Genomic DNA, 20,242 nt, shown 5'->3' on the forward strand with positions numbered 1-20,242 from the left:
AGGATGAAGTAGCGTCATCCCACCAAGCGCATGAGCACCTCAAAACCAGAAAAAGAATTTTGAAAATTTTTCAGCGTGCTTCGAGCGAGACCCACCAAGGCAAGGTGCGCACTACCCGAATGGGCAACCCACGTTCGAGCATGACCAGGGTGCGGTCGGTGTCCTGCAACGGGAAAGTACCCACGGCGCGCAAGCTGTTCAGCGCGGGATCAATGCCAAGGTGGCCACGGCGGTAGTCGCGCAGCACATCGACCACCTGGCACAGCGGCATGTCTTCCGCCACCAGCACGCCACGGCTCCAGTCCTGGCGCAAGGCTTGTGCAGCCGCCGACTCGCCGGCCTGCTGCGCGTCGAACACCAGCATGTGCCCGGCGCCCAGCGTGGTTTGCACACCACTGTCGGAACAGGTGGCCTGCACGGCGCCTTCGAACACACTCAAGGTGGTTGTCAGCCCTTGGTCCCGAACGCTGAACCGCGTGCCGAGCGGTTGCATGCGCCCTGCCCGCGTCACGACGGCCAGGGGACGAGGGTCTTTGCCGGTTTCTATCAGGATTTCGCCACGATACAGGCGCAGTTGCCGTACATTTTCATCGAACTGCGCATCCAGCGCCGTGCCGCCGTTCAGCCACAGCCGGCTGCCATCCGCCAACGAGAGCGGCCGCACCTCGCCCAGGCCGGTGCTGTAGGTAGCAAACCAGACGCGCGGCGAGTCCACCCAACCCCGCTGCCAGCCGCCCCACCCCAACACCCCTGCCGCACCCGCCACACACAGGCTGCCAAGCACGGCCCGGCGCGATTGCTGGCCACGGCGAACGCTGTCGAACACTTGCCGGGCCTGCTCTGCCTGGCCGTCGAGGTTGCCAAAACGCTGGTTGATGTTTTCCACAAAGGACCAGGCCAGCCGATGGCGCGCATCTTCGTTCAGCCAGGCATGCCATTGTGCGTTGGCGGCGGGGTCGTTCTGCGCTGCGTGCAACCGCGCGAACCAGCCAGCAGCCGCTTGCAGCACGGCATGGTCGAGTGACGCCCGGCTCATGTCAGCGCGTCGTCCAGGTCCACTTCCAGTAGCAGGCACTGGTACATCGCCTGGGCCAGGTAGGTGTTCACGCTGCGCTCGCTCACGCCCAGTTGCTCGGCGATCTCGCGTTGCTTCATGCCCTGTAGCTGCGCCATGAAGAACGCCTCGGCCACCCGCTTGGGCATGCGCTCGAACATCGCCTGCAATTGCTCCAGTGTTTCGAGGATCACGGCCTGGTGCTCAAGCGACGGCACCAGGTGCTCGGGCTGGGCGGCCAACACTTCCAAATAGGCCTGCTCTACCCGCCGCCGCCGCCAGAAGTCCACACAGGCATTGCGCGACATACGCCCGAGGTAGGCGCGCGCGTGCTCCTGGTCATTGAAGGCGCGGGGTTTGGTGAGCAGCCGCACGAACACATCCTGCGCCAGCTCCGCCGCATCATGGGCATTGCCAAGCTTGCGCTGCAGCCACTGGCGGATCCAGCCGTGGTGGGCACGGTAGAGGGTCTCCAGTTCGAGGCCCGGGGCAGGAGCACTGGGAGGGGCATTCATGGGGGACGCCGTTGTGCTAATAGGAATTATTAGCAATAGTAGCTTGGATGAATGGGGTGGGCAATTGGGATGCTATCCAGTTCGAGCTCGGCAAAACCAAGGCATACATACCGAAATGGGTTCGGTGGATCCCGCTACACCTACTCGAACACCCTTTGCCCAACTGAATCAAGATTGTAGGAAACGTCTGGGATTAGCTCATCAATAGAGCCAAAACTCGCACTTCGTGATATGAAAACACCTGATTGCAAGTGTTTGTCTCAATCGCTCCGAGTTACGAACTCAGCGAGATGGGCACCGCATTAGTCATTAAGGTGGAATGAAATGCACGACATCAAAATTGAACGTGTTGCCAAGGCTATTGAGCTCAACGCAGGCCAACATCTATCTGACCTACGACAAGCACTCAAAGAAGCCAAGATGGGCAACGGTAAGGTAACCACGCCAGAGCAAATTTTGAGCCGCCAGGCCGGCTCGCAAGCTAAAGAGCCAACTCCTCATTGCCCATGAGCTTTCACAGTGACTGGCCAAGATTTGATCACTGTTTCCAACGGTTCTATCGTCGACCACCTCATCGGCGATAGAACCATCCCCTCGTTCACAACGCCTTCATCTCAGCAATATCCCGCGCCACCTGATCGGCAGAATGATCAAACATCGCCTGCTCCTGCGCATCCAGCGGCAACTCGATCACCCTCTTAAGCCCCGCCTCTGCAAGTACACAGGGCACACCCATGGCAATGTCCTTGCGCCCGTACTCCCCTTCCAGAATGGCCACTGCCGGCAAAATGCGGTTTCGCCCATTGGCGATGGCATCCACCATCTGCGCAATGGCCACGCCTGGTGCATCGCAGGCGCTGCCCATTTTTTTCAAACCCAGAATCTCGCCGCCGCCCTTACGCGTGCGCTCCACAATTTGCTCGATCTGCTCATTGGACAGGAAGTGGGAAAGCGGCACCGAGCCGATCTGGCAGTAGCGCATCAGCGGCACCATGCTGTCGCCATGCCCGCCCAGCACCAACGCCGTGATATCCCGTGCCGAGAAACCGGTTTGCTCAGCGATGAAACACTTCATGCGCGCGGTATCCAGCACCCCCGCCTGCCCGAACACCTTGTCGCGCCCCAGGCCGCTGAGGCTCCAGGCACGATAGGTGAGCACATCGACCGGGTTGGACACCACCAGCACCGTTGCCGCCGGCGCATGCTGTTTGATGTCCGCCATGATGCCATCCAGTATCGGCAGGTTGATGCTCAGCACATCCTGGCGCGACTGGCCGGGCTTGCGCGGCACGCCTGCCGTAATCACCACCAGCTCGGAGCCCTCCAGCATTTCAGCCTTGGCCCCGCCGCACACACGGGTATCGGAGCCGGACTCCATTGCGGCCTGCCACACATCCAGCGCCTTGCCCTGCGCCAGCTCACCCTGCACGTCCATCAACACCAGCTCACGGCACAACTCATCCCGGGCGATGATCTGCGCCGCCGCCTCGCCGACCAGGCCGGCACCCACGATTGAAAGTTTGTTCACCAGACACCTCCCAGCGGCGCGCGCCACCAGGAACACGCCTGCGTATAGAGAGAAGTATTGCCCGCCGGGGCTAAAAGGCCACTCAAATGTGATGCCTGACAACAGAGCGCCCCTTAGGCCGCCCCCACAGGAATGGCCCTGTGCATTTCTCTAGAGACGACCACCTGCGCTTGACAGTGTCCGGTCACAACCGAAATACTTTGAAACGATTCATATAGATGACCAAATAACAAGGTGAATCGCTCCATGAATACCCCACCCAACAATGCTCATTTGCCGTGGGCGGAACCTCCATGCGTAGGCCTCAGTGCCATTCCTCTCGACGTCGAATCGTCCGCCTTCAAATCCTGAGTGCCACCAAAGCGCCTGCCCAACCGAGATTCCTTGCATGACTCCTTTAGATATACAGCTGTTGCTGACTGCCTTGGTCAGTGTCCTGGTGCTGGTGGCACTCATCGTGTCGCGCCTGAAGATGCACCCCCTCCTGGCCTTGCTGGTGGTGTCCATCGGCGTGGGTTTTGCTACCCACATGGAGCCAGGCAGCATCGTCTCCCACCTGCTCACAGGCGCCGGCAAGACCCTGGGCGCAGTCGGCGTGGTGATCGCGCTTGGTGCGATGCTTGGCAAAATCCTGGCTGATGCGGGCGTCACCGAGCAGGTCGCTGATGTGATCCTCAAACGCACACCGGACCGCTTGATCCCCTGGGCCATGATGCTGGTTGCCTTTGTTATCGGCATCCCGATGTTCTTCGAAGTGGGCCTGGTGATCATGCTGCCGCTGATTTTCAGCGTGGCGCGCAAGCTGGAAGGCAAGGCGCGCTTCAAAGGCTCGGCGTACGTGTACGTTGGCGTGCCGGTGATTTCGGCGCTGGCCGCCATGCACGGCATGGTCCCCCCGCACCCAGGCCCCTTGACCGCCATTGCCGTACTCAAGACCTCGGTGGGGCCGACCATGCTCTATGGCTTCCTGGCGGCTATTCCGGCAATGATTCTGGGCGGCCCGCTGTATGGCATGTTCATCTCAAAGCGTATGAGCACCCGGCCTGATCAGGCATTGCTGGACCAGTTCACCCTGACGGAAAAAGCCGACAACCAGCCCCGCCCCGGCGTATTCATCGGCATGCTGGCTGCGCTCCTGCCAGCAATCCTGATGCTGGTGCATGCCGTTGCCGAAATGCTGCTGCCCAAGGGCAATGCGCTGCTGGAAATGGCCAGCTTCCTGGGCAACCCGCTGATCGCCATGCTGCTGGGCGTGCTGTTCGCCGGCACCAGCCTGGTACTGGCGCGTGGCGGCAACGCCGAACAGCTGCGTGATGCGCTGGGCAAAAGCCTCAAGCCTATCGCCTCCATCATCATGATCATCGCCGGCGGCGGCGCCTTTCAGGAGATGCTGACCAGCGCCAAGGTGGGTGATGCCATTGTGCACCTGACCCAGCAATCGGCGTTCCCGCCCTTGATCCTGGGCTGGCTGATCGCGATGTTGCTCTCGGTGTCTACCGGTTCCGCCACGGTGGGTATCGTCGGGGCTGCCGGCTTGCTGGCACCGCTTGCGGGGGCAGACCCTAGCCTCAACCTGCCGTTGCTGGCCTTGTCCATCGGCTGCGGGTCGCTGTTCTTCAACTATGCCAACCATGCAGGGTTCTGGATGGTGAAGGAGTCGTTCGGCATGACCATGGGTGAGGCTACCAAGACCATCTCGGTGGTGCAGTCCATCGTGGCTTTGGTCGGGTTGATGGTGGTGTTGGTGTTGAATGCGGCGATTACGGTGAGCTGAGCCAGGTACAAAATGGCCTGACCGCGACAAGAAGACAGTTGCCTCCACAGGCTATACAGACCGCCCGCGCAAACACATACCTCAGCACTTGCGCGGGCCCTGTAGATACCGTCTTGATCCCTACCCAGCCCAGATCAACCCGTCAGCCGCGCATCTGCCAAAGAATGAAGTCAACTTTCTTCAAATCGGTCAGCTTGCCGTGTTCGGGTACCCGTTCGTTGAATTGCCCTATCCAACATGCGCATTCAGTGGACGCCAGAAAGGCCTGGTACCAATCCTCCATGTACGCATAACACTCCTTGGCGTCCTCGATCTTTTTCCTGGATTGGTAGGAAGGTGCCTTGCGGTTGATGTTGCGCAGTACATGCGTATCCCAAACCGGCTTTTGCGGGTTCAACGTAGCAACCAGCTTGCTGGAGAACGACGGTTCATAACGTCCGGTAGCCTGGTGCATATGATCGAGAACCTCGGCAAACGTGGGCTTCGATCCCTTCAACTGCTCCATGAGCTGGTAGTAGGCGCCATACCAGGAACGCTCACGCCGCTGCACACGATAGAAGCCGTTATACGCACGCTGAAACAGTGCGTCAGTCGAGACGTTTACCGTTTCCACCTGGCTCATCAAAGCCAGATACTTCTGGATACCCGGCTTGGCGTTGACAATGGCAGACGTCACATCACTGGTTACCATGGTGTTTACTTCCTCAGATGGCTGACAAATGCCCGGTAGCAGGCGCTTACTTGGTATCGGTTCGGCGAGATCTTGCTTGAGCGAGCATGTCATCAAGCATCTGGATCATGTCGTCTACATCGATTTCTACAAACTCATCGCACGAAGCGGCGAGGATGCGTTCCGCGAATTGCGGGCTGTATTCCTGGGCTGCATTTGCAGCGTCGTTGTTGTCGAAGCGGGTGTACCGCCATTGGCCTTCCACCTCTTGGCCGATCAGGCGACCCTCTTCCTGCAATGCCAACAGGATCGTCTGAACCTCAGCCTCACCTAGGCTCACATCCGCCTGCATCAACCGCCGGTGCAGCTCAACAGCGTCGATGCCGTCGGCTGCGCTTTCAATAATCAGTGCTTTGACGCTCTCGATGTCGCTCATCGCAATGCCCTCTGTTCTCCGCCACACCCTCTGCGATGGAGGTGTGAGTGGCATGATCAAGGTCTTTCCCTTGCCAACGAGAAGCATGTTGCACTCCAATAGGGACACTTCTTGTCCGAATTGAAACTAAATGATCAATCGAGCTCATCGCCGTGACTATCTGCGGCAGATCCTTCATGCAGCGGGTAAGCCACTGACCACCGCGAAAGTGCAATCTGGGGCGCCCGGTGGATGAGGAGCTGCACAAGCGGGTCAAGGAACTACTGGGCGCCGGCTTGGGTATCAGGGCAACGGCCAGGCACGCCAACTGCTCCACAACCACAGTGCTTCGCATCCGGGAAAGCATCGCCCCCTGATGCATCATATTGCTATCATTGCGGCCCTTTTCAAGGATCAAGGACAGGCGATGGCTAAGCATGAAGTTAACTTAACGCTGCACACGAAGCTGGTTCAGCGTAAAGACGTAGAGATAGAAATCAGGAAGGACGATGCGAAGCTTGGTGAGCTGTTAATCAGCCAAGGGTCGATCGACTGGAAGCCGAGAGGTGCTCAGCACAAGCTCAAGCTGTCATGGACCCAATTTGCCGAACTAATGGCGGAAAAAGGGAAGCGAGTCAACGACTGATCGAGACAAGTCTGGAGGCCGGCAGCCTCACGGAACACTATGCGGAACACTATGCGTCGTAGGTTTCTTTGAGAGCTCGGAGCTTTCTAGTCATGATAGAGCTTTCCTCTTTGAATCCAGCATGAGCCTTTTGCAACGCATCGGTTCGTGGGGCCATGGCTTTGACAAACTCTAAGCCGGAACTCGCTGGCGGACTGTCCCGATACTCAACCAGATAGTGAATCACGTGCGAGCGGAGCAGCTCGGCGTGATTGACCCACTCCCACTCATTGTCGGCCACAATTTTATCCATCCAAACGCATTGATCCTCAAGCTCCTTGAGATAGCCCCCTAACGCCCTTTCGTTCAAATAGGTCAGGACCTCGAAATCGACAGGCGTGCCTGACACCAGTAGTTCGGTAGCCACGCGCTGAAAGCTAACGTCAACCCTGTGAAGCGCCGCCATCGCAGTCCAAATCACGTTCATCCCTTTTTCGTATCTGACTTGGCGCTTCCACATTGTGAAACCCAGCATTGCGAAAATGACTAGAGCGAGCGACGTAATAGCTTGTGCAGCGGTGGACCAGGCGGCTACGGCAGCGATTATGTCCTTCATCTCGGCGGCGCTAATCGCGGCTGAGGCTAACATCGCTGTGGTGAGCAGCACGAGCGCAACTGCGAGGCACCAAAAGCCAAAGGCATAAGGGTTTCTCATGTCGGAACAGCCCTAAATTCATTAAGGATAATCATAAAAAAAGCCCCACCAGTAGAAACTGCGTGAGGCTTTTTTGCTGTCAGGCTGCTGTCATGGCGGGATTCATGACGGAAATAAATTCTCTGCAGTGACCGAATTTACTGGTGCCGGAGACAGGAATCGAACCTGCGACCTTCGCGTTACGAGTGCGCTGCTCTACCGACTGAGCTACACCGGCGTGTAGCGCAACGTACCACTGCTCACACCCGCAACGCAAACCCCTGTTTCCGCTAGTTTAATCCCCTACCCTCAAGCCCCCTTGCAACCCTTGGGCGCCAGGTCTTCCTCGATGTCAGTAGTGCACACCCACCCACTGGCCGAGCGAGTCAGGGTCAGTGCCTTACCCACCACATTGGCCGGTGCATCCACCAGCGTGCAAGCAATCTTCCCGCTGCCATCCGCCGCCTTGCCTTCGGCGGTGATCGCACAATGCGTCGTGGCAGATCGGCCACCCAGCTCGGCCACGCCCCCCACTTCTTTCCCGTCATTCAGGCGCAGGTCCATCGCTGTCTTCAGCGCGCTGATTTCCAGCAACCCGGCCGCCGCCTTGGAGCGTGCCTGGTGGTTGGTGTACATCGGTAAGGCGATGGTCGCCAGAATGCCGATGATCGCGACAACGATCATCAGTTCGATCAGGGTGATACCGCGTTGCCCTTTCATGAACGTATTTCCTTTTTCATTCGCTTACACGTTGAGGTCGGTTGCGCCCCAACCGGCAGCGGCGCAGTAGGCCTGAACAGACACCTTTTGTCACCCCTGCCCGCTTGGGCGTCATCTTCGCTGAACTACTCTAGTGAGCATCACGGACACGCGCCCTTGTATGGACGCGGCAAGCTGTTTCCAGGCTTGTCGCACGGGCAGAAAAAGGACCTTTGCATGACTTCATCTTCCCCCCTCTACCACTGGCATGGCACCGACGCCAACGGGACGCCGGTCAGCGGCCAAACACCCGGGCGCAGTCCGGCTTATGTGCGCGCCGGGCTGATTCGCCAGGGCATCACGGTGGCCAGTTTACGCCCGGCCAGCGGGCTGACGTTCAGTTTGCCGAAGCAGCGCGATAAGGCCGACCCGGCGGGTTTCAGCCGACAGTTGGCGACCTTGCTCAAGGCCGGCGTGCCGCTGCTGCAGGCGTTCGAGGTGATGGGGCGCAGTGGCTGCAATGCGGCGCAGGCGGCGTTGCTGGAGCGATTGAAACAGGATGTGGCCTCGGGCCTGGGGTTGGCGGATGCGTTGCAGCGCCACCCGGCATGGTTCGATGCGCTGTATTGCAACCTGGTGCGGGTGGGCGAGCAGTCTGGCACGCTCGATCGGCAACTGGAGCAGCTGGCGGGCATGCTGGAACAGCGGCGGGCGCTGCACAAGAAGGTGCGCAAGGCGATGATCTACCCGCTGCTGCTGTTGCTGACCGGGCTGGGGGTGTCGGCGATTTTGTTGCTTGAGGTGATTCCGAAATTCGAGAGCCTGTTTGCCGGTGTAGGGGCAGCTTTGCCGGCATTTACCCAGTGGGTGATCGACTTGTCCGCAGGGTTGAGTCGGTTTGCGCCGCTGTTGTTGGTGATGGCTGCGGTGTTAGGTTTTGCCGGGCGTCAGGTTTACCGGCAGCATGCGCCAGCGCGCCTGTGGCTATCTCGGCAGGTGCTGGGTTTACCGGTGTTCGGCAAATTGCTGGGGCAGGCGGCGCTGGCGCGGTTTGCGCGTAGCCTGGCAACGTCCTATAGCGCCGGGGTGCCGTTGCTGGATGCGTTGGGCACGGTGGCCCGGGTAACCGGTGGCGATCTGCACGAGCAGGCGGTGTTGCGGCTGCGCCAGGGCATGGCCAATGGGCAGGGGCTGAACCAGGCGATGGCGGGTGAACCGCTGTTTCCACCGTTGCTGGTGCAGCTGACGGCCATCGGTGAATCCAGCGGCACGCTGGACCAGATGCTGGAGAAGGCCGCCAGCCATTACGAGGAACAGGTCAGCCAGGCGCTGGACCAGTTGACCAGCCTGCTGGAGCCGGCCATCGTGCTGATCCTGGGCCTGCTGGTCGGTGGCCTGGTGGTTGCGATGTACCTGCCGATCTTCCAGTTGGGTAGCTTGATCTGAACATGACTTTATGGACTTTGCTGGCAGAGCAGCCGGCGTACTTCCTCACCCTGGCCACGCTGCTCGGCCTGTTGGTGGGCAGTTTTCTCAATGTGCTGGTGTATCGGCTGCCGATCATGCTGGAGCGGCAATGGCAGCGTGAGGCACAAGAAGTGTTGGGGCTGCCGGTTACGCAATACGAACGGTACGACCTGTGCCTGCCCGCCTCCCGCTGCCCACATTGCGCGCATCAGATTCGCGCGTGGGAGAACATTCCGGTCATCAGTTACCTGGCATTGCGCGGGCGTTGCTCAGCCTGCAAAACCCGTATCAGCCCGCGCTACCCGGTGGTGGAAATCGCCAGCGCGCTGCTGTCGCTGGTGGTGGCGTGGCGCTTTGGCGCTTCGGTAGAGGCGTTGCTGGCACTGCCACTGACCTGGTGCCTGCTGGCCCTGAGCCTGATCGATGCAGAACACCAATTGCTGCCGGATATGCTGGTGCTGCCGATGCTGTGGCTGGGGCTGATCGTCAATGCCTTCAACCTGTATGCCCCGCTTACCGACGCGCTGTGGGGCGCGGTGGCCGGGTACCTCAGCCTGTGGACGGTGTACTGGGTGTTCAAGCTGGTCACCGGCAAGGAAGGTATGGGCTATGGCGACTTCAAGCTGATGGCGCTGATCGGGGCCTGGGGTGGCTGGCAGGTGTTGCCGTTGACGCTGCTGCTGTCGTCGGTGGTGGGGGCGCTGGTTGGCCTGTGCCTGCTGCGTCTGCGCCGGCATGCCATGGGCACGGCGATGCCGTTCGGGCCTTATCTGGCGATTGCGGGGTGGATTGCCGTGCTCTGGGGTGATGAAATAGTCGCCTCTTACATGCAACTGCTTGGATACTGATGGCCACTGCAGCCTTTACCCCCTGGATTCTCGGCCTTACCGGCGGCATTGGTAGCGGCAAGAGCGCCGCTGCCGAGCGCTTCGTCGAGCTTGGCGTGCACCTGGTCGATGCCGATCAGGCGGCGCGCTGGGTGGTTGAACCCGGCCGCCCGGCCCTGGCCAGCATTGTCGAGCGCTTCGGCCCGGGTGTGCTGCAGGCCGACGGCCAGCTGGATCGCGCCGCCCTGCGCCAGCTGATCTTCGCAGACCCGGCGCAGCGCAAATGGCTGGAGCAACTGCTGCACCCGTTGATCGGGCAGGAGATTTTCAGCTACCTGGCCAAAGCCCAGTCGCCGTATGCGGTATATGTCTCGCCGCTGCTGATCGAGTCGGGGCAATACCATAAGACCCAGCGCGTGCTGGTGATCGATGCGCCGCAGGAACTGCAAATAGCCCGTACCCTGGCGCGGGACAACACCAGTGCCGAGCAGGTGCAGGCCATTTTGCAGGCCCAACTGGCCCGTGAGGATCGCCTGCGCCATGCCGATGACGTGGTGGTCAATGACGGCGACCTGGCCGCGCTGCATCAGCAGATTGACCGCCTGCACCACTTTTACCTGACTTTGAAAGGAGGCCAGCCATGAGCCAGCCATTGACCGTCGACTGCCCGACCTGTGGCGCACCTGTGGAATGGAACGAGAAAAGCGCGTTCCGGCCGTTTTGCTCGGACCGTTGCAAGCTGATCGACCTGGGGGCCTGGGCGGCTGAGGAACACAAGATTCCGGGGGCTGAAGAGTCTGAGGATGAGCTGTATTCGGGGGACCTGGAGCCGCGGCACTAAGCGGATTTCAAGGTGGCTGGGCTGGCCTCTTCGCGGGTAAACCCGCTCCCACAGAGAAAGTGCAACGCCAGTACCTGTGGGAGCGGGTTTACCCGCGAAAGCGCCGGCACAGCCACCACACATTTACCGATCATCTTCCTTCCACGGCGCCTGCAAGTACCGCGTGCGGTTGAACGTTTCCAGCCACTCCGGGCAAAACACCACCAGCGCACTGATCACCATGCCGTTGATGAACGCCTCGGGGAACATCATCAGCCACAGGTAGCCCACAAAGTCGCTCAGCCATTCCGGCATGGCGAAACGCCCATCCAGCCACAACACCCCTAGCGCTGCAGGCACGCAAACAAGCACGGTGAGCGCCGCAGGAAAGAACCCCGAACAAAATATATAAACAAACAGGTTTCGCGGCTGAGCGCGCTCGACCACGATCGCGCACACCTCGGTAATCAGCACCGGCAAGCCAATCAGCAACAAGCCATTCACCCCCAGCGCCGCCAAATCCTGCCGCCCCAACGCCAGCAGACCGAGCTGGGCCATGAACCCACCCAGCACCGCCAGGGGCCAGTCCAGCAACAGGGTAACTGCCGTCATGCCGATGAAGTGGTACGACACACCGGTATCGAAATCACGCCTCACCAGCCACAACGCAAACAGGCAAAACACGGTGCCAAACAACAGATGCTGCCGGCGCCGGTCGGTGAACAGTTCTACCCAGCGCACCCGGCTGACCGCCCACACCAGCAACGGTACATAACCCAGCCAGCCAAGGGTAAGGGTGGTACCGGACAACACCTGCGCGCTGATCACCTGAGCAATGCCCCTTGCGGCCATGTGGATAAACCCGAGTCTACACCCATTCTCCGTTTCCTTCGGCTGCGGTAGGCTGGCGCCCTCATTCGATGCAGGAAGCATTGGCCATGCCGGAAGGAATCAACCCCACCCTGCTGCTGGCAGCAGCACTCAACGCCATCATTGGCGTACTTCACCTGGCTGTGATCGCCGTTGGGCCACGCTGGTACCGTTTGTTCGGGGCCGGCGAACGTATGGCGGTTGCCGCCGAAAAGGGCCGCTGGTACCCGGCGCTGATCACCGCCGCGATCGCCTTCGTGTTGCTGGCCTGGTCGGCCTATGCACTGTCGGCTGCCGGGGCAATCGGGCGGCTGCCGTTGCTGCTGCCGGCCATCTGCCTCATCACCCTGGTGTACCTGCTGCGTGGCCTGCTGGGGCCCAGATTGCTGACGGGCACCGGGCGTTCGCAGCGTTTTATCGTGGTCAGTTCACTGATCTGCCTGGGCTTCGGCCTGGTGCACCTGGTCGGGCTGGTGCAGCAGTGGCCGATGTTGCGCTGATTCCCGCGCTTAAACAGCATCTTACCGTCATCGATTAGCGGCTAAGCTTGTCTGCATGGATGACTCAGACTACCTGCGCCTGCTTACCATCCAGGCCGAACAAGCCAATGCCTTTCTCTCCAACGCCCGCAAGTGGGAGCGGGAGCGTTGGGTGTGCCAGCGTCTGTTGCAGGGGTTGAACATTCCCTACCGCAGCGAGGACTTCACCCCGGCCGGCCAGGAGCCGCCAGACGTGCTGTTCCGCGATGCCGCGTTCGAGGTATTTTTCGTGCTCGACGAAGGCCGCCGGCTGAACGATGAATGGCGCGAAGAGCTGCAACGCCGGCGCAGTGCGTTTTCCCTGGCGCAGCTGGTGCGCCGCGAAGCGCGCCCCCGACGCATTAGTGCCACCGAGTTGCTGGGGCGCCTGGCGCCGACCTTGCGCAAGAAGGCGCACAACTATCGGGAACGCGGGCTGGAGCTGAACGAGCTGGACATCATCGCCTTCGCCAGCCTCAAGCGCGAAGTGCTCGACCTCAACACCCACTTCCCGCCGCCTACCGAATACCTGCGCCAGGGCTGGCGCTCGTTGTCGCTGGTGGGGCCGACCTTTGCCCGGGTGCTGTTCGCCCACCCAGACGCGCCAGACTTTTTGCGTGGCAACCTGGGCCGCAGCATCGTGTTCGACGTGGGCATCAGTCTTTGATCCAGTGCAGCGAATGTTTGCGATGGCGTACACTCGGCGCCAGGGATAGAAAGCATTATCATTTGTTTCAAGCGCTTGCGCGAACGCTGTAGCGTTTGCGCAGTCACAAACGTCTACCTGACGAGGCCCACCATGACCAGCCGCCTGAATCCGGAAGATCAGCGTCGTGTCGATGAGTATCTGCGAGCCCCCCAGCACCAAGTCGAGCGCAGGCCTTTCCGGCCGTGGCTGCTCCTTGTGCTGGTGGTGGCCGTGACCATCGGGTTGGGTCTCATCAGCCGCCTGCTCAGTGGACTGGTGCTATGAGCTGCTTCGCGCTCGCCCTCCCCTCGTGCAGTTTGCGGCCGGCCCTCTGGGCCACGAATTCCGTAAACCTTATGAGATATCCCCATGACTCATCGCATCGTGATTGTCGGCGGCGGCGCCGGCGGCCTGGAACTGGCGACCCGCCTGGGTAAAAGCCTGGGCAAGCGCAAGCAGGCCGAAATAACCTTGGTCGACGCCAACCTCACGCACATTTGGAAACCACTGCTGCACGAAGTGGCTGCCGGCTCGCTGAACTCCTCGGAAGACGAACTGAACTACGTGGCCCAGGCCAAGTGGAACCACTTCAACTTCCAACTGGGGCGCATGAGCGGCCTGGACCGTGAAGGCAAACAGATTCAACTGGCCGCCACCCTCGATGAAGAGGGCCGCGAGCTGCTGCCTGCGCGTACCCTGGGCTACGACACCCTGGTCATTGCCGTAGGTTCCAACACCAACGACTTCGGCACCCTGGGCGCGGCGCAGCACTGCCTGTTCCTGGACACCCGCAAGCAGGCCGAGCGCTTCCACCAACAGCTGCTGAACCACTACCTGCGCGCCCATGCCGGCGATGTGGCCAGTGAAAAAATCAGCGTCGCCATCGTCGGCGCGGGTGCCACCGGTGTGGAACTGGCGGCCGAGCTGCACCACGCCGCACACGAACTGGCGGCCTATGGCCTGGACCGCATCCAGCCCAAGGATATGCACATCACCATCATCGAGGCAGGCCCGCGCGTGCTGCCGGCGCTGCCAGAGCGCATCAGCGTGCCGGTGCACAAGACCCTTGAAAAACTGGGCGTGAAGGTGATGACCAACGCTGCGGTCAGTGAAGTGACCGAGGACGGGTTGAAAACCAAGGACGGCGAAGTGATCCAGGCCAGCCTGAAGGTGTGGGCGGCGGGTATCCGTGCGCCGGCCTTCCTGAAAGACATCGACGGGCTGGAAACCAATCGCATCAACCAGCTGGTCGTGCGCCCTACCCTGCAAACCACCCGCGATGACAACATTTTCGCTTTCGGTGACTGCGCCGCTTGCCCGCAACCAGGCAGCGACCGCAGTGTGCCGCCACGGGCACAGGCCGCGCACCAGCAGGCTTCGATGCTGGCGCAAAGCCTTAAGGCGCGCCTGGAGAACAAGGCGCTGCCGACCTACGAGTACAAGGACTACGGCTCGCTGGTGTCGCTGTCGCGCTTCTCGGCGGTAGGCAACCTGATGGGTAACCTGATGGGCAGCGTGAAGCTGGAAGGCTGGCTGGCGCGGATGTTCTACGTGTCGCTGTACCGCATGCACCAGATGGCGTTGTACGGGTTCTTCCGTACAGCGTTGATGATGCTGGGTAGCAAGATTGGCCGGGGTACCGAGCCGCGGCTGAAGCTGCACTGATTGAAAGCCAAGGGTCGCTGATGCGGCCCTTCTTTTTGCTCATCTACCGGCTGTGGGTTCAGCACTTTTTGCAAGGCAAAGAAAAAGGGCATCTCTTTCGAGATGCCCTTTGTTCATGGTGGGTCGTGTAGGATTCGAACCTACGACCAATTGGTTAAAAGCCAACTGCTCTACCAACTGAGCTAACGACCCAAAAATGGTCGGGGTGAGGGGATTCGAACTCCTGACATCCTGCTCCCAAAGCAGGCGCGCTACCGGACTGCGCTACACCCCGGGTCTTTCAAAAAAAAGGGCATCTCTTTGAGATGCCCTTCTTTACATGGTGGGTCGTGTAGGATTCGAACCTACGACCAATTGGTTAAAAGCCAACTGCTCTACCAACTGAGCTAACGACCCGGAAAATGGTCGGGGTGAGGGGATTCGAACTCCTGACATCCTGCTCCCAAAGCAGGCGCGCTACCGGACTGCGCTACACCCCGAGATTGGCTCCGCGACCTGGACTCGAACCAGGGACCCAATGATTAACAGTCATTTGCTCTACCGACTGAGCTATCGCGGAACTGAACTTCGGTACAACTTACCGATTTGCTACTCCGAAGACTGTGTTCGCTTCGGGCTCTTTGGCTTCTTCGCTTTCGCGTTGTCGCTGCTGAGGCCGGCTATTCTACATTCTTCGTTTTGCTTGTCAACCACTTTTTTTCAGTCAACTTACTGATTTGTAAGTTGTTTTGCGGTCACCGATGTCGCTGGTGATTCGCTTAGTGCCTGACAACGCGGCGTATATTAGGGGCACTCGGAAATTGATGCAAGCAAAAATTTCAAAAATTTCAGCAGGTTATCCAGAATATCCGCGAAACCCCGATTTTACTGGGGCCGGTATAGGTTAACGGCCAAAAAAAGCCCCGCAAATGCGGGGCTCATGGTGCAACAGAATCAGCCAAAGACGATTTCGTCGCCTTCCACCTTGGCGGTGATCGCCGTACCCGGCAAGAACTTGCCCGCCAGAATCAGCTGCGCCAGCGGGTTTTCGATCCAGCGCTGGATGGCACGTTTCAGCGGCCGTGCGCCATAAACCGGGTCGTAACCCACGGCAATCAGCTTGTCCAACGCCTCCGGGCTCAGGCTCAGCGACAGTTCGCGTTCCAGCAAGCGGCTGCGCAGGCGGCCCAGCTGGATTTCGGTAATGCCGGCAATCTGCTCGCGGCCCAGTGGTTCGAACACCACAACTTCGTCGATACGGTTGATGAACTCTGGGCGGAAGTGCGAACCCACCGCATCCATCACCGCTGCACGCTGCGCTTCGCGGTCGCCCACCAGTTCCTGGATCTGCGCCGAGCCCAGATTGGAGGTCATCACGATCACGGTGTTGCGGAAGTCCACGGTGCGCCCGTGGCTGTCGGTCAGGCGGCCGTCTTCCAGCACCTGCAACAGCACGTTGAACACATCCGGGTGGGCTTTCTCCACCTCATCCAGCAACACCACCGAGTAAGGCTTGCGCCGTACCGCTTCGGTCAGGTAACCGCCCTCTTCGTAACCGACGTAGCCTGGTGGTGCACCGATCAGGCGAGCCACGGAGTGTTTCTCCATGAACTCGGACATGTCGATACGCACCATGGCCTCTTCGGTGTCGAACAGGAACTCGGCCAGCGCCTTGCACAGCTCGGTCTTGCCCACACCGGTCGGGCCGAGGAACAGGAACGAGCCACTTGGCCGGTTAGGGTCGGACAGCCCGGCACGCGAGCGGCGCACGGCGTTGGCCACAGCAGTTACCGCCTCGCCCTGGCCAATCACGCGCTGGTGCAGCAGTTCTTCCATCTTCAGCAGCTTTTCCCGCTCGCCTTCGAGCATCTTGGCCACCGGAATACCGGTCCACTTCGATACCACTTCGGCAATTTCTTCCTCGGTCACCTTGTTACGCAGCAACTGGTTCTCGGTCTTGCCGTGCTGGTCGACCATCTGCAGGCTGCGCTCCAGGTCCGGGATTACCCCGTACTGCAGTTCGGCCATGCGGCTCAGGTCACCTTTTCGACGGGCGGTTTCCAGCTCTTGGCGGGCCTGCTCGATCTTTTGCTGGATCTGCGCCGAGCCCTGCACTTCGGCCTTTTCCGAAGCCCAGATTTCTTCCAGGTCGGAATACTCACGCTCCAGCCGCTCGATTTCCTCGGTGAGCTTCTCCAGGCGTTTTTTCGCCGCTTCGTCTTCTTCTTTCTTCAGTGCCTGCGATTCCACCTTCAACTGGATCAGGCGGCGATCAAGGCGGTCGAGCACTTCCGGCTTGGAGTCAATCTCCATGCGGATGCGGCTGGCGGCTTCGTCGATCAGGTCGATGGCCTTGTCGGGCAGCTGGCGATCAGTGATGTAGCGGTGGCTGAGCTTGGCCGCAGCGATAATGGCGCCGTCAGTGATGGCCACCTTGTGGTGCACTTCATAACGCTCTTTCAGGCCACGCAGAATGGCGATGGTGTCTTCTTCGCTGGGCTCTTCTACCAGCACCTTCTGGAAGCGGCGCTCCAGCGCAGCGTCCTTCTCGATGAACTGACGGTACTCGTTCAGCGTGGTAGCGCCAACGCAGTGCAGTTCGCCACGGGCCAAGGCTGGCTTGAGCATGTTGCCGGCGTCCATGGCGCCCTCGCCTTTGCCGGCGCCGACCATGGTGTGCAGTTCGTCGATGAACAGGATGATCTGGCCTTCCTGCTTGGACAGCTCGTTCAGCAGGCCTTTCAACCGCTCTTCGAACTCGCCACGGTACTTGGCACCGGCAATCAGCGCGCCCATGTCCAGCGCCAGCAGGCGCTTGCCTTTGAGGCCGTCGGGCACTTCACCGTTGATGATGCGCTGGGCCAGGCCTTCGGCGATGGCGGTTTTACCCACGCCAGGCTCACCGATCAGCACCGGGTTGTTCTTGGTGCGGCGTTGCAGCACCTGCACGGTACGGCGGATTTCATCGTCACGGCCAATCACCGGGTCCAGCTTGCCTTCTTCGGCACGCTTGGTCAGGTCGACGGTGTACTTGTCCAGCGCCTGACGCGACTCTTCGGCGTTGGCATCGTTCACTGCCGCGCCGCCGCGCAGGTTGTTGATGGCATTTTCCAGGGCCTTCTTGGTCACGCCCTGGCTCAGCAGCAGTTTGCCGAGTTTGCTGTTCTCGTCCATGGCGGCCAACAGCACCAGCTCGCTGGAAATGAACTGGTCGCCCTTCTGCTGGGCCAGGCGGTCGGCCTGGTTGAGCAGGCGCGCCAGGTCCTGCGACATGTTCACGTCACCGGTGGGGTTCTGGATCTTCGGCAGCTGGTCGAGCTCTTTCACAAGCCCCTGGCGCAGGCTGTTGATGTCGAAGCCAACCTGCATCAGCAGGGGCTTGATGGAGCCGCCCTGCTGTTCGAGCAGCGCCTGCAGCAGGTGCACGGGCTCGATGGCGGGGTGGTCCATGCCAACGGCCAGGGATTGGGCATCGGATATTGCAAGTTGCAGCTTGCTGGTCAAACGGTCTATTCGCATGGTGTACCTTCCTTTAAAGGGCAGGTCGGAGCGATGGACAGCGCCTGTTTATGAAGAAACCTGCCTGAGATGACCTTATAGATAAGGCTGATTCTGGAAGATTCAAGCGTAGCGGGGTTGACCGGGGTCAACCTGTTGGATTGTCGCTGGGGCATTAGCGGGTAAACCCGCGAAGAGACCGGTACAGGCTAGCGTGGGTCCAGCCAGACCAACGATGCAAACCGCCCACCCTGCGGGGTACGGCGATAAGAGAAGAACCGCGCATCGCTGACCGTGCACAATCCGCCACCATACACAGCGGTCACCCCACGGGCAGCCAGGCGAATACGCGCCAGCTCGTAGATATCCGCCATCAACTTGCCCGGCCGCTCACCCTCGACAAAAGCACGGGCCGCTTCCGGATGCACCGCCGTAAAGGCTTCACGCACTTCCAGCCCTACTTCGAAGGCCTGCGGGCCAATGGCCGGCCCCAACCACACCAGCACCTCTTCTGGCGGCAGCGCCAGGCGGTCCAGCGTGGCTTCCAGCACGCCACCGGCCAACCCGCGCCAGCCCGCATGCGCTGCTGCCACGCGCGTCCCCGCCCGGTCGCAGAACAGCGCAGGCAGGCAATCGGCGGTCATCACGGTACAGGCAACGCCTGGCCGGTCGGTCCAGCTGGCGTCGGCCTCGGCCACCACGGCCGGGTCGGCATCCGCCACTACCAGCCCATGCACCTGCTTGAGCCAGGCCGGCTGGATGGCGAATTCGCCGCTCAGGCGACGGCGGTTCTCGGCGACCGCCGCAGGCTCATCCCCTACGTGGTCGCCAAGGTTGAAGGTTTCGTAGGGCGGCAGGCTGACGCCGCCCTGACGGGTGGTGACACAGGCGCGAACCGAGGCCGGGGCCGGCCAGTCGGGAAACAACAGCGACTGCGTCAGGCCACTCATCCGATAAAGCTCTCGCGGTCTTCGTTCAGCAGCGTCAGCAACCAGAGGAAGTCATCCGGCAGTGGCGACTCCCACTTCATGACTTCACCGGTAATCGGGTGGGCCAAGGCGAGGAAACGCGCATGCAGAGCCTGACGCGGGAAGGTTTTCACCGCCTCAACCATGGTTGGGCTGGCAGCCGGCGGAATGCGGAAGCGCCCACCGTACGTCTGATCGCCCACCAGCGGGAAGCCGACATGGGCCATGTGCACGCGAATCTGGTGAGTACGGCCGGTTTCCAGCTTGACCCGCACATGGGTGTGCGAGCGGAAGCGCTTGAGCACACGGTAGTGGCTGACCGCCGGCTTGCCGCCGTCGGTGACGGCCATGCGCTGACGCATACCGCCGTGGCGGCCGATCGGGGCATCGATCTTGCCACCGGAGGTCACCACGCCAATCACGATGCACTCATAGATGCGGCTGACCTTGCGGGCTTGCATCTGCTCAACCAGCTTGGTCTGCGCTTGCAAGGTCTTGGCCACCACCATCAGGCCCGTGGTGTCCTTGTCCAGGCGATGAACGATACCGGCACGCGGCACGTTGATGATGTCTGGCACGTGGTGCAGCAGCGCATTGAGCAGGGTACCGCTGGCATGGCCGGCGGCCGGGTGCACAACCAGGCCCGCAGGCTTGTTGATCACCAGGATGTGGTCGTCTTCGTAGACGATATCCAGCTCGATGTCTTCTGCGATCCACTCGCCCTGGGCCTCTTGCTCGGCCTCCAGAGCAAGCACGGAGCCACCATAAACGGTATCGCGAGGACGCACGACGGCGCCATCGACCGTCAGGCGGCCTTCTTTGATCCACGTAGTAAGCCGCGAACGCGAGTACTCGGCGAACAATTGGGCGGCGACCTGGTCGAGGCGTTGACCGCCCAGATCGGACGGTACCTCTGCGCTAAGTTGAATGATCTCGGACATGCTCGATTCGGCGGGCGCACAGCCTTT

22 protein-coding genes, 6 tRNA genes and 1 pseudogene are annotated in these 20,242 nt (G+C 60.6%); 12 read left to right on the forward strand and 17 right to left on the reverse strand.

The window, feature by feature from the left end; all coding sequences use genetic code 11:
• Positions 1 to 70: 70 nt before the first annotated feature.
• Both ACF8R4_RS15670 and ACF8R4_RS15675 read right to left on the reverse strand, forming a co-directional pair.
• Positions 71 to 1,036: a FecR domain-containing protein gene (locus ACF8R4_RS15670; RefSeq protein ID WP_392492862.1), complete on the reverse strand. Its 966-nt coding sequence runs from the start codon at positions 1,034 to 1,036 to the stop codon at positions 71 to 73.
• The gene (locus tag ACF8R4_RS15675; RefSeq protein WP_104833497.1) at positions 1,033 to 1,569 is read right to left on the reverse strand and encodes a sigma-70 family RNA polymerase sigma factor; all 537 of its coding nucleotides are present in this window, start codon (positions 1,567 to 1,569) and stop codon (positions 1,033 to 1,035) included. The genes ACF8R4_RS15670 and ACF8R4_RS15675 overlap by 4 nt, the downstream gene beginning before the upstream one ends.
• 324 nt (positions 1,570 to 1,893) lie before the next feature.
• Between ACF8R4_RS15675 and ACF8R4_RS15680 the strand changes: the two genes are divergently transcribed.
• The gene (locus tag ACF8R4_RS15680; RefSeq protein ID WP_177337122.1) at positions 1,894 to 2,079 is read left to right on the forward strand and encodes a hypothetical protein; all 186 of its coding nucleotides are present in this window, start codon (positions 1,894 to 1,896) and stop codon (positions 2,077 to 2,079) included.
• Between the two features lie 88 nt (positions 2,080 to 2,167).
• On the opposite strand, the gene ACF8R4_RS15685 is transcribed toward ACF8R4_RS15680, so the two are convergent.
• Complete coding sequence (locus ACF8R4_RS15685; RefSeq protein WP_104833498.1) at positions 2,168 to 3,097, reverse strand: malate dehydrogenase; 930 nt, start codon at positions 3,095 to 3,097, stop codon at positions 2,168 to 2,170.
• 388 nt (positions 3,098 to 3,485) lie between these two features.
• Between ACF8R4_RS15685 and ACF8R4_RS15690 the strand changes: the two genes are divergently transcribed.
• Positions 3,486 to 4,871, forward strand: coding sequence for a GntP family permease (locus ACF8R4_RS15690; protein ID WP_060500286.1), 1,386 nt, complete (start codon positions 3,486 to 3,488; stop codon positions 4,869 to 4,871).
• Between the two features lie 142 nt (positions 4,872 to 5,013).
• Here the strand turns inward: ACF8R4_RS15690 and ACF8R4_RS15695 are convergent, their stop codons facing one another.
• Positions 5,014 to 5,562 carry a hypothetical protein gene (locus tag ACF8R4_RS15695; protein ID WP_060500288.1) on the reverse strand — a complete coding sequence of 183 codons (549 nt, stop codon included), beginning with the start codon at positions 5,560 to 5,562 and terminating at the stop codon, positions 5,014 to 5,016.
• Between the two features lie 46 nt (positions 5,563 to 5,608).
• The gene (locus tag ACF8R4_RS15700; RefSeq protein ID WP_060500297.1) at positions 5,609 to 5,977 is read right to left on the reverse strand and encodes a hypothetical protein; all 369 of its coding nucleotides are present in this window, start codon (positions 5,975 to 5,977) and stop codon (positions 5,609 to 5,611) included.
• 218 nt (positions 5,978 to 6,195) lie between these two features.
• Here ACF8R4_RS15700 and ACF8R4_RS15705 point away from each other — a divergent pair.
• Positions 6,196 to 6,333, forward strand: a pseudogene (locus ACF8R4_RS15705) (helix-turn-helix domain-containing protein); the annotation flags it as partial.
• Positions 6,333 to 6,602 (forward strand): hypothetical protein, encoded by a 270-nt coding sequence (locus tag ACF8R4_RS15710; protein ID WP_223623680.1) that lies wholly within the window; start codon positions 6,333 to 6,335, stop codon positions 6,600 to 6,602. The pseudogene ACF8R4_RS15705 and the gene ACF8R4_RS15710, both read left to right, overlap by 1 nt.
• 49 nt (positions 6,603 to 6,651) lie before the next feature.
• On the opposite strand, the gene ACF8R4_RS15715 is transcribed toward ACF8R4_RS15710, so the two are convergent.
• From ACF8R4_RS15715 to ACF8R4_RS15725, 3 genes are all read right to left on the reverse strand, one after another.
• Positions 6,652 to 7,296 (reverse strand): hypothetical protein, encoded by a 645-nt coding sequence (locus tag ACF8R4_RS15715; RefSeq protein WP_104833501.1) that lies wholly within the window; start codon positions 7,294 to 7,296, stop codon positions 6,652 to 6,654.
• A 141-nt stretch (positions 7,297 to 7,437) separates the two neighbouring features.
• A tRNA-Thr gene (locus ACF8R4_RS15720) sits at positions 7,438 to 7,513 on the reverse strand.
• Between the two features lie 71 nt (positions 7,514 to 7,584).
• Positions 7,585 to 7,995, reverse strand: a complete 411-nt coding sequence (locus ACF8R4_RS15725) for a pilin (RefSeq protein WP_200929066.1) — start codon at positions 7,993 to 7,995, stop codon at positions 7,585 to 7,587.
• Between the two features lie 216 nt (positions 7,996 to 8,211).
• Between ACF8R4_RS15725 and ACF8R4_RS15730 the strand changes: the two genes are divergently transcribed.
• The 4 genes from ACF8R4_RS15730 to yacG are packed head-to-tail and all read left to right on the forward strand — an operon-like array spanning position 8,212 to position 11,109.
• Positions 8,212 to 9,420, forward strand: coding sequence for a type II secretion system F family protein (locus tag ACF8R4_RS15730; protein ID WP_200929065.1), 1,209 nt, complete (start codon positions 8,212 to 8,214; stop codon positions 9,418 to 9,420).
• A gap of 2 nt (positions 9,421 to 9,422) precedes the next feature.
• Positions 9,423 to 10,289 (forward strand): prepilin peptidase, encoded by an 867-nt coding sequence (locus ACF8R4_RS15735; RefSeq protein WP_392492865.1) that lies wholly within the window; start codon positions 9,423 to 9,425, stop codon positions 10,287 to 10,289.
• Positions 10,289 to 10,912, forward strand: coding sequence for a dephospho-CoA kinase (coaE, locus tag ACF8R4_RS15740; protein ID WP_016713386.1), 624 nt, complete (start codon positions 10,289 to 10,291; stop codon positions 10,910 to 10,912). Before ACF8R4_RS15735 ends, coaE begins: the two co-directional genes overlap by 1 nt.
• Positions 10,909 to 11,109 carry a DNA gyrase inhibitor YacG gene (gene yacG / locus ACF8R4_RS15745; RefSeq protein ID WP_016484797.1) on the forward strand — a complete coding sequence of 67 codons (201 nt, stop codon included), beginning with the start codon at positions 10,909 to 10,911 and terminating at the stop codon, positions 11,107 to 11,109. The genes coaE and yacG overlap by 4 nt, the downstream gene beginning before the upstream one ends.
• Before the next feature lie 123 nt (positions 11,110 to 11,232).
• On the opposite strand, the gene ACF8R4_RS15750 is transcribed toward yacG, so the two are convergent.
• Positions 11,233 to 11,940, reverse strand: coding sequence for an energy-coupling factor ABC transporter permease (locus ACF8R4_RS15750; RefSeq protein WP_060500122.1), 708 nt, complete (start codon positions 11,938 to 11,940; stop codon positions 11,233 to 11,235).
• Between the two features lie 86 nt (positions 11,941 to 12,026).
• Between ACF8R4_RS15750 and ACF8R4_RS15755 the strand changes: the two genes are divergently transcribed.
• The 4 genes from ACF8R4_RS15755 to ACF8R4_RS15770 all read left to right on the forward strand — a co-directional run bounded on the left by ACF8R4_RS15755 (position 12,027) and on the right by ACF8R4_RS15770 (position 14,829).
• The gene (locus tag ACF8R4_RS15755) at positions 12,027 to 12,458 is read left to right on the forward strand and encodes a hypothetical protein (protein ID WP_392492866.1); all 432 of its coding nucleotides are present in this window, start codon (positions 12,027 to 12,029) and stop codon (positions 12,456 to 12,458) included.
• Positions 12,459 to 12,513: 55 nt separating this feature from the next.
• Positions 12,514 to 13,143 (forward strand): DUF1780 domain-containing protein, encoded by a 630-nt coding sequence (locus ACF8R4_RS15760; protein ID WP_013970766.1) that lies wholly within the window; start codon positions 12,514 to 12,516, stop codon positions 13,141 to 13,143.
• A gap of 132 nt (positions 13,144 to 13,275) precedes the next feature.
• Complete coding sequence (locus ACF8R4_RS15765) at positions 13,276 to 13,449, forward strand: DUF3094 family protein (protein WP_013970765.1); 174 nt, start codon at positions 13,276 to 13,278, stop codon at positions 13,447 to 13,449.
• Between the two features lie 84 nt (positions 13,450 to 13,533).
• Complete coding sequence (locus tag ACF8R4_RS15770; protein ID WP_060500123.1) at positions 13,534 to 14,829, forward strand: NAD(P)/FAD-dependent oxidoreductase; 1,296 nt, start codon at positions 13,534 to 13,536, stop codon at positions 14,827 to 14,829.
• Between the two features lie 116 nt (positions 14,830 to 14,945).
• Here ACF8R4_RS15770 and ACF8R4_RS15775 read toward each other — a convergent pair.
• From ACF8R4_RS15775 to rluD, 8 genes are all read right to left on the reverse strand, one after another.
• Positions 14,946 to 15,021: transfer RNA gene (locus tag ACF8R4_RS15775), tRNA-Lys, on the reverse strand.
• A 5-nt stretch (positions 15,022 to 15,026) separates the two neighbouring features.
• Positions 15,027 to 15,103: transfer RNA gene (locus tag ACF8R4_RS15780), tRNA-Pro, on the reverse strand.
• Between the two features lie 46 nt (positions 15,104 to 15,149).
• A tRNA-Lys gene (locus ACF8R4_RS15785) sits at positions 15,150 to 15,225 on the reverse strand.
• Between the two features lie 6 nt (positions 15,226 to 15,231).
• Positions 15,232 to 15,308 (reverse strand) — tRNA-Pro (locus ACF8R4_RS15790).
• A gap of 4 nt (positions 15,309 to 15,312) precedes the next feature.
• Positions 15,313 to 15,388 (reverse strand) — tRNA-Asn (locus tag ACF8R4_RS15795).
• 374 nt (positions 15,389 to 15,762) lie between these two features.
• On the reverse strand, positions 15,763 to 18,327 hold the full coding sequence (gene clpB / locus ACF8R4_RS15800; protein WP_025754954.1) for an ATP-dependent chaperone ClpB: 2,565 nt from the start codon (positions 18,325 to 18,327) through the stop codon (positions 15,763 to 15,765).
• Positions 18,328 to 18,515: 188 nt separating this feature from the next.
• A complete protein-coding gene (gene pgeF, locus ACF8R4_RS15805) occupies positions 18,516 to 19,256 on the reverse strand; it encodes a peptidoglycan editing factor PgeF (RefSeq protein WP_060501399.1) in 741 nt (246 codons plus the stop codon).
• The gene (gene rluD, locus ACF8R4_RS15810) at positions 19,253 to 20,215 is read right to left on the reverse strand and encodes a 23S rRNA pseudouridine(1911/1915/1917) synthase RluD (RefSeq protein ID WP_026020366.1); all 963 of its coding nucleotides are present in this window, start codon (positions 20,213 to 20,215) and stop codon (positions 19,253 to 19,255) included. Before rluD ends, pgeF begins: the two co-directional genes overlap by 4 nt.
• Positions 20,216 to 20,242 lie beyond the last annotated feature (27 nt).

Source organism: Pseudomonas sp. FYR_2, from assembly GCF_043106425.1.
Lineage (GTDB): Bacteria > Pseudomonadota > Gammaproteobacteria > Pseudomonadales > Pseudomonadaceae > Aquipseudomonas > Aquipseudomonas monteilii.